The organism is Pluralibacter sp., assembly GCF_019237635.1.
GTDB lineage: Bacteria > Pseudomonadota > Gammaproteobacteria > Enterobacterales > Enterobacteriaceae > Enterobacter_B.
Map to the genome: position 1 here is coordinate 1 of NZ_JAFAGS010000104.1, position 8383 is coordinate 8383.

Sequence of the window (8383 nt, forward strand, 5' to 3'; positions counted from 1 at the left end):
GATCGTTGATATTAACGGTCACGGCATCAGCACCTCCGGCAGCTATCGCAACTATTATGAGCTGGACGGTAAGCGTATTTCTCACGTTATCGATCCGCAAACCGGCCGCCCGATTGAGCATAAACTGGTCTCGGTGACGGTGATCGCCCCGACCGCGCTGGAGGCTGACGGCTGGGATACCGGCCTGATGGTGCTGGGGACGGAAAAAGCGAAGCAGGTTGTGCATGAACAAGGGCTGGCGGTGTATATGATTTTCAAAGAGGGCGATGGCTTTAAAACCTGGATGTCGCCGCAGTTTGAGACTTTCCTCGTCAGCGGGAAAAATTAAAAAGCAAGATTGTCAGTTTTTTCCTCCGGCGGTTGCATCAGACTCAGGCTAACCTGAACAGAGAGCGGAGGCTGTATGAAACAGACTAACCTGAACGACGAGCGCCGCTGGCAGGCGGTGCTCGATCGCGATCCCCAAGCAGACGGTCAGTTCGTGTTTGCGGTGCTGACTACCGGTATTTTTTGCCGACCCTCCTGCAGGGCGCGTCACGCCCTGCGCCAGAACGTCCGTTTTTATACGGATGCCGCCGCCGCGCGCGATGCGGGGTTTCGCCCCTGCAAGCGCTGCCAGCCGGAAAATGAGGATCCGCAGCAGCAGCGGGTTGCGAAAGTCGCCAGAGCTTGCCGTTTACTGGAGCAGGACACGACTATCCGTCTTGAGACGCTGGCCCAGGAAGTAGGCGTCAGTCCGTATCATTTTCATCGTCTGTTTAAGTCCGTCACCGGAATGACGCCAAAGGCCTGGCAGCAGGCGTGGCGCACGAAGCGTCTGCGCGAAGCGCTGGAAAAAGGCGAGCCGGTCACGCAAGCCGTGCTGGCGGCGGGGTTTCCGGCCAGCAGCAGCTATTACCGGGAGGCGGATAACACGCTGGGGATGACGGCGAAGCAGTATCGCCGGGGTGGTAGCGACGTCACGGTACATTACGCGCTGGCGGCGTGCGACCTCGGGCGCTGCCTGGTAGCGCAGAGCGCCAGGGGGATCTGCGCCGTGCTGCTCGGGGATGAGGATGCAGGTTTGATTGCCGAGCTGCAGCACATTTTCCCACAGGCGCAGCGGGAGGAGGGCGACGCGGGCTTTTATGCGCGCGTTGAGGCGGTACTGGCGACGGTTAACGGTCGGGGTACGGCGATACAGCTGCCGCTGGATATTCGCGGCACCGCTTTCCAGCAGCAGGTCTGGCACGCGCTGCAGCAGATCCCGGCAGGAGAAACGCGCAGTTACCAGCAGGTGGCGCAAAGCATAGGCAAACCCCGTGCGGTGCGTGCCGTCGCCAGCGCCTGCGCGGCAAACACGTTGGCGATCGTTATCCCATGTCACCGGGTGGTGCGCCAGAGCGGGGCGTTATCCGGCTACCGCTGGGGCGAGGCGCGAAAAGCGCAGCTGTTGTGCCGGGAAGCGCAAGAGGAGAAGGCATGAGTCTGGATCTTTTTGCCGATGCCGCCCCCTGGCAGGAACCGCTGGCGCCCGGGGCGGTGATTTTACGGCGTTACGCTACGGGGCGTGCGGAACACCTGCTGGAGAGTATCAGGCAGATTGCGCAGCTATCGCCTTTCCGGCAGATGGTAACTCCCGGCGGGTACACGATGTCGGTGGCGATGACTAACTGCGGCGAGCTGGGTTGGACCACCGATGCCAACGGCTACCTTTATGCCCCCGACGATCCGCTGACCGGCAGCGCGTGGCCGCCGATGCCCGAACTCTTTCGCCGTTTCGCGCGAGAAGCCGCCGGGGAGGCGGGTTATGCGGACTTTTCGCCTGATGCCTGCCTGATTAACCGCTACGAGGCGGGGGCAAAGCTCTCGCTCCATCAGGATAAAGACGAGAAAGACCTGCGGGCGCCGATTGTTTCTGTCTCGCTGGGGCTACCCGCAGTGTTCCAGTTCGGCGGCCTTAAACGCAACGCTCCCCTGCTGCGGGTGCTGCTTGAACATGGCGATGTCGTTGTCTGGGGCGGTGCATCGCGCCTGTTTTATCACGGCATTCAACCGCTAAAGGCAGGACATCATCCTGCCACCGGCGCGTATCGCTACAACCTGACGTTTCGCCTGACAGGAAATGGCAATAAAAATAAGAATTATTCTTGATATGAGTGGCGAGCTGTTTAAACTGCTGGCTGTTTATGTTGACCTGAAAGGGCGTTATGGAACTTCTTCTGTTGGTCTGGCGTCAGTATCGCTGGCCATTCATCGCGGTAATGGTGCTGAGCCTGCTGAGCGCCGCGCTCGGCATCGGGCTGATTGCCTTTATCAACCAGCGGCTTATCGAAAGCGTTGATCTCTCCCTCACGGTATTACCGGAGTTCCTCGGCCTGCTGCTGCTGTTGATGGCGGTCACACTGGGTTCGCAGTTGGCGCTCACCATGTTGGGCCACCATTTTGTCTATCGCCTTCGCAGTGAATTTATCAAGCGGATCCTCGATACCCACGTCGAGCGCATCGAAAAGTTGGGCAGCGCCGCGTTGCTGGCGGGCCTGACCAGCGATATACGCAATATTACTATTGCCTTCGTACGCCTGCCGGAGCTGCTGCAGGGCGTTATTCTGACGCTCGGCTCCGCCGCCTACCTGGGCTGGCTGTCGGGCAAGATGCTGATGGTGACCGCCGTGTGGCTGGCGCTGACTATCTGGGGCGGTTTTGTGCTGGTGGCCCGGGTATACCAGCATATGGCGTCGCTGCGGGAAACCGAAGACCAGCTTCACAACGACTATCAGGCGGTGCTGGAAGGGCGCAAGGAACTGACGCTCAACCGCGAGCGTGCGGAATATCTCTTTAATCAGCAGTATGTACCGCATGCCAGCGCGTATCGTCACCATATTATTCGTGCCGATACCTTCCACCTGAGCGCGGTAAACTGGTCAAACATCATGATGCTGGGGGCGATAGGTCTGGTGTTCTGGATGGCTAATAGCCTCGGATGGGCAGACACCAACGTGGCGGCGACCTGGTCGCTGACGCTGCTGTTCCTGCGCACACCGCTGCTTTCCGCCATCGGCGCGCTGCCGACGCTGCTCAGCGCTCAGGTGGCGTTTAATAAGCTCAGGCAGTTTTCACTGGCGCCGTTTCAGGCGGAGTTCGCGCGCGGCAGCGCCCGACCAGACTGGCAAACGCTGGAGCTGCGTGACGTAACCTTCCACTATCAGGACAATACCTTTGCCATCGAGCCGATAAACCTGACGCTTACACGTGGCGAACTGGTGTTCCTGATTGGCGGCAACGGTAGCGGCAAGTCCACGCTGGCAATGTTGTTGACCGGCCTCTATCAGCCAGTCTCCGGGCAGATTCTGCTGGATGGTCAGCCGCTGGCGGCGGAACGTCCGGAGGATTACCGCAGGCTGTTTTCCGCGGTGTTTACGGATGTCTGGCTGTTTGACAAACTGCTCGGCCCGGCAGGGCAGGCCGCGGAGCCGGCGCTGGTGGATAAGTGGCTGTCGCATCTTAAGATGATGCATAAGGTAACGCTTGAGAACGGTACGATCCTTGATTTACGGCTGTCGAAGGGGCAAAAAAAGCGCGTCGCGCTGCTGCTGGCGCTGGCGGAGGAGCGTGACATCATTCTGCTGGATGAATGGGCCGCCGATCAGGACCCGCATTTCCGCCGCGAATTTTACCAGGTGTTGCTGCCGCTGATGCAGCAGATGGGGAAAACCATTTTTGCCATCAGCCACGACGATCACTACTTTATTCACGCCGATCGCCTGCTTGAAATGCGCAACGGTCAACTTAACGAGCTGACGGGCGAGGAACGTGACGCCGCAACACGCGACGCGGTTTCCCGCACCGCCTGAACCTCACAGCCCCCTCCCGTGGGGGGGCATTCGGTGGATTTTTCAGCGTTCGCGCGGCCTGTTTATTATTTTTTACATCACCCCGCGCTATGCTTAGGGGCAGAATTTCCGCTTACCCTCTCAAGGACCGCCCGGTTATGCCCGTTTTCAACAAAAACAGCGCCAGACTGCGTGACGAAGAACGCGCACGCCTTATCTGGCTACTGACTACCGATAAAGCCATCACCTCTGCGTTATCCGGAAAGCTGACCCTGGCGGAGCAGTACGATGAAGGGCGTCTGGCGGACGATATTGCTGAAGTGGGCGCGCTGGTGGCGCACCTTCCGGCGCCGGACCTTGCCGACACCCTGGAGGCGCTGCCTTCCGACGAACGCCACGCGCTGTGGAATCTGGTGGAGGACAATAAACGCGGCAACGTGTTGCTGGAGGCCTCGGAAAACGTCTGGGATGACTTGATTGACGGGATGAGCGATAAAGCGCTGCTGGATGCGCTGCAGGCGCTGGACATCGATGAACAAATCTATCTGGTGCAGCACCTGCCGCGCGACCTGACCGGACGTCTGTTGGCCAGTCTGCCAGCAGAAGAGCGCGCCCGTGTGCGTCAGGTGATGAATTATGCCCATGACAGTGTTGGCGCCATCATGGAGTTTGAAGTCATTACCATTCGCCCGGATGTCACGCTTGGCACCGTACAGCGCTATCTCCGGCGTCTGGGGAAAATGCCGGAAAACACCGACAAACTCTTCGTGACCGCCCGTGATAAGACCTTGCTGGGTGAGCTGGAACTACAGACCATTTTGCTTAACGCCGCGCATCGTCACGTTAAGGACGTGATGGAGTCTGAACCGGTGACCTTTCACCCGCAGGAAGAGGCGGAAAAGGTGGCCCGCACCTTTGAGCGTGATGACCTGCTCAGCGCCGCCGTCGTGGATGATGGCGGAAAGTTGTTAGGCCGTCTGACCATCGATGAGATTGTCGATGTGGTCTATGAAGAAACCGACAACGATATCCGCCAGATGAGCGGTCTTAGCAGCGAAGAAGATGTGTTTGCGCCGGTGACGAAAGCGGTGAAAAACCGCTGGGCCTGGCTGGCTATCAACCTGTGTACCGCGTTTATCGCCTCCAGGGTTATCGACGGGTTTGAGCACACCATTTCGCAGCTGGTGGCGCTGGCGTCGCTGATGCCGATTGTCGCCGGGATAGGCGGCAATACTGGCAACCAGACCATTACGATGATTGTACGCGCGCTGGCGCTACAGCAAATCCAGCCGGGGAACTTCTCGTTTCTTATTCTGCGCGAAATGGGCGTGGCGTTGATCAACGGCATCGTCTGGGGCGGCATTATGGGCGCCGTCACGTGGTGGCTGTATGATGACCCGCAACTGGGCGGCGTGATGATGCTGGCGATGGTGCTGAACCTGCTGGTGGCCTCGCTGATGGGGGTGCTGATCCCGATGATTATGACGCGTCTGGGACGAGACCCTGCGGTGGGTTCAAGCGTCATGATTACCGCGCTTACCGACACTGGCGGCTTCTTTATTTTTCTGGGGCTGGCGACGTTGTTTCTGCTGTAGCGGAAAAGGTCGAGGTAACGGTTATGGATAACCGGATTTCGATAAGTTACTGACTGTGATGATTGTCACGGAATCGTAGATATTAGCGCTAAGCGTCACACTTTTCTAGTCTTAACCTTATTTTACCACCACATTTATTAAACATTTTTATAACAGATCTCAAAACTGAACTTAAACTTTAAACAATATTTAAATTTTTAATCGTCAGTGATAACGTGACCTTCCCGAATCGTTTCACCTGCGCAAAATAAGAACGCGAGTACAGTAAGGCTCATTGACGATGAAAAAAAAGATGGCCGTACGCAGCTCAACGGCGCCTGGGGTTGAGTCAGACCCTGTCAACGCCCATCATGAGCATGAGACGGATGTATTGTTGATTGGCGGGGGCATCATGAGTGCCACGCTGGGAACCTGGCTTCAGGAACTGGAGCCAGACTGGTCTATTACCATGGTCGAACGTATGGAAAGCGTCGCCGAGGAGAGCTCCAACGGCTGGAACAACGCCGGGACTGGCCATGCCGCCCTGATGGAACTGAACTATACCCCGCAACAAGCGGATGGTTCCGTCAGTATCGACAAAGCTATCGAAATTAACGACGCCTTTCAGATATCGCGCCAGTTCTGGGCGCATCAGGTAACCCGTGGCGTGCTGAAGCAGCCAAAAACGTTTATTAATACCGTGCCGCATATGAGTTTTGTCTGGGGTGAGGAAAATGTGAATTTCCTCCGCGCCCGTTATGCGGCGCTGCAATGCAGCGCGCAGTTTCGTGGGATGCGCTATTCAGAAGATGCGGAGCAGATTAAAACGTGGGCGCCGCTGGTGATGGAAGGGCGCGATCCGCAGCAGAAAGTGGCGGCGACGCGCACTGAAGTCGGTACTGACGTCAATTATGGCGAGATAACCCGCCAGCTTATCGGCGCGCTGAAAAAACGCAACAATTTTTCCCTCCAGCTCAACACGGTAGTTCGCCGTTTCAAACGCAATGCCGACAACAGCTGGACGGTGACGGTCGCAGAGGCCGGTAACCGTCATGTTCGGCGGACCATCCGCGCGAAATTCATCTTTATCGGCGCGGGGGGCGCGGCGCTGAAGCTTCTGCAGCAAACCGGCATTCCGCAGGCGAAAGCCTATGCGGGTTTCCCCGTCGGCGGGCAGTTTCTGGTGTGCGAAAATCCGGCGGTGGTTAACCATCATCTGGCGAAGGTCTATGGGCAGGCATCGGTTGGCGCGCCGCCGATGTCGGTGCCGCACATCGACACCCGCATCATTGACGGCAAACGCGTGGTGCTGTTTGGACCGTTCGCCACCTTCTCGACCCGTTTTCTCAAAAATGGATCGCTGTGGGATCTGCTGAGCTCCACCAATACTGCCAACATCAGGCCGATGCTCAGCGTAGGTCTTGATAATTTCGATCTGGTGAAGTATCTGGTCGGCCAGGTGATGCAAAAAGATAAGGATCGGCTGGCGGCGCTACAGGCGTATTATCCGCAGGCGAAGAAAAGCGACTGGCGGCTGTGGCAGGCGGGCCAGCGTGTGCAAATCATTAAGCGTGATGCGCAAAAGGGCGGTGTTCTGCGTCTGGGGACGGAAGTGGTCAGTGACGACGAGGGGACTGTCGCCGCTCTGCTGGGCGCATCGCCAGGCGCCTCTACCGCCGCGCCTATCATGTTACAGCTGATGGAAAAGGTGTTTAAAGCGAAGTTCGCGTCACCGGCATGGCAGGCGAAACTGCGTCAGGTAGTGCCGACTTATGGTCGTCATATGAACTACGACCCGCAGATCATTCAGCGAACGCTGGCGTACACCAGCGAAGTGTTGGGGCTGCGCTATGAGCCGCCGATGCAGGCGGATATCGCGCCAAAGGCCCAGTTCACGGCACCTGAGGTGGAGCTCAAACCGGTTGCGGATATCGCGCTATAACAAAAGCCCCATCGTGGGGCTTTTTGTCTTAACGGACTTGCGCGTTGTGGATGTCGTCTTCTGCTTTCCAGATACGATATTTCACTTCGACATTTTCTGGCGTGTAGACCACGACAGGTAACTTGCTGTTGTAACGCAGGAACCCGGCATCACCCAGCCCGGCCATCACAAATTTCTTGGTTTTCTTGCCATCAGGGCACGCCATCATCGTGGAGACCGGGGAGGTGACTTTGTCAAAGACGTAGTAGTTATAGCCCCAGCCTTCGAGGGTTTTGCTTTCCAGTTGACCGCCCAGGCGGTGCTGATTGCAATCGACTTCCAGGTTCTGACCAATCAGCAGCTCGACTTTATACGCGCCTTCGTCTTTCTGCTCCGGCAGCGTAATCACCTGACGCTTCATCCCTTTCTCCGCTTGCGGGTAGGGGGCGATTTTTTCCAGCGGCTGAGTATTGGCAAACGCCGCGCCGGACATGCAGGCGAGGGTCAGTGCAGCGGCAGCAAATGTAACGGTGTTTTTCACTGTGAGTCCTTTTGGTCAGTCAGTCATTCATTGATAGTATCACTATCATGATGAATGATAAGCGTCATTTACTTATATTTTCATAATTCACAGTGATATATTCTGAGTTGTTGGCGATTTTTCAGATAATTTAACTGTGGCTATTTTCGTTGCGACGACGGGCGTTTGCCTGATGCAGAATTTTTTGGGGAAAAAGAGGGCGAGTTTATTTCAGGCATAAAAAAACCAGCCATAAAAGGCTGGTTTTTCAGGGGATTTTGGTCGGCACGAGAGGATTTGAACCTCCGACCCCCGACACCCCATGACGGTGCGCTACCAGGCTGCGCTACGTGCCGACGTGTGGAGGGTAATACTACCGTTTTCAGCGCTGATTGCAAGACGCCGCATCACTGACTGATTCATAAATAATCAATCAGTTAGCAATAAAGCGTTTTTCGTCCGTCAGCACCTGCAGCAGTAGGCTTAGCTGCGGTTTCTGATCTTTCACTTTTTTACCGTCGCTGTCCCAGGTTCGGTAGCTGCCGTTATGATCAAG

8 protein-coding genes and 1 tRNA gene are annotated in these 8383 nt (G+C 56.8%); 6 read left to right on the forward strand and 3 right to left on the reverse strand.

The features are described 5' to 3' along the window. The 6 genes from JO226_RS12065 to mqo all read left to right on the forward strand — a co-directional run. Nucleotides 1-328 (forward strand): FAD:protein FMN transferase (locus tag JO226_RS12065; RefSeq protein ID WP_293585983.1); only part of this gene is annotated, 328 nt, incomplete at its 5' end. Nucleotides 329-403: 75 nt separating this feature from the next. Then, complete coding sequence (gene ada, locus JO226_RS12070) at nt 404-1465, forward strand: bifunctional DNA-binding transcriptional regulator/O6-methylguanine-DNA methyltransferase Ada (protein WP_293585984.1); 1062 nt, start codon at nt 404-406, stop codon at nt 1463-1465. Beyond that, the gene (alkB, locus tag JO226_RS12075) at nt 1462-2133 is read left to right on the forward strand and encodes a DNA oxidative demethylase AlkB (RefSeq protein ID WP_293585985.1); all 672 of its coding nucleotides are present in this window, start codon (nt 1462-1464) and stop codon (nt 2131-2133) included. The genes ada and alkB overlap by 4 nt, the downstream gene beginning before the upstream one ends. A gap of 56 nt (nt 2134-2189) precedes the next feature. Next, nucleotides 2190-3833 (forward strand): multidrug ABC transporter permease/ATP-binding protein, encoded by a 1644-nt coding sequence (locus JO226_RS12080; RefSeq protein WP_293585986.1) that lies wholly within the window; start codon nt 2190-2192, stop codon nt 3831-3833. A 137-nt stretch (nt 3834-3970) separates the two neighbouring features. Next, nucleotides 3971-5407, forward strand: a complete 1437-nt coding sequence (gene mgtE / locus JO226_RS12085) for a magnesium transporter (RefSeq protein WP_293585987.1) — start codon at nt 3971-3973, stop codon at nt 5405-5407. A 280-nt stretch (nt 5408-5687) separates the two neighbouring features. Next, on the forward strand, nt 5688-7328 hold the full coding sequence (gene mqo, locus JO226_RS12090; RefSeq protein ID WP_293585988.1) for a malate dehydrogenase (quinone): 1641 nt from the start codon (nt 5688-5690) through the stop codon (nt 7326-7328). A 28-nt stretch (nt 7329-7356) separates the two neighbouring features. Here mqo and eco read toward each other — a convergent pair whose 3' ends face one another. The 3 genes from eco to JO226_RS12105 all read right to left on the reverse strand — a co-directional run. After that, nucleotides 7357-7848, reverse strand: coding sequence for a serine protease inhibitor ecotin (gene eco, locus JO226_RS12095; protein ID WP_293585989.1), 492 nt, complete (start codon nt 7846-7848; stop codon nt 7357-7359). Between the two features lie 258 nt (nt 7849-8106). Next, nucleotides 8107-8183: transfer RNA gene (locus tag JO226_RS12100), tRNA-Pro, on the reverse strand. Nucleotides 8184-8260: 77 nt separating this feature from the next. After that, the coding region (locus JO226_RS12105) for a hypothetical protein (protein ID WP_293585990.1) at nt 8261-8383 on the reverse strand (123 nt) is incomplete at its 5' end.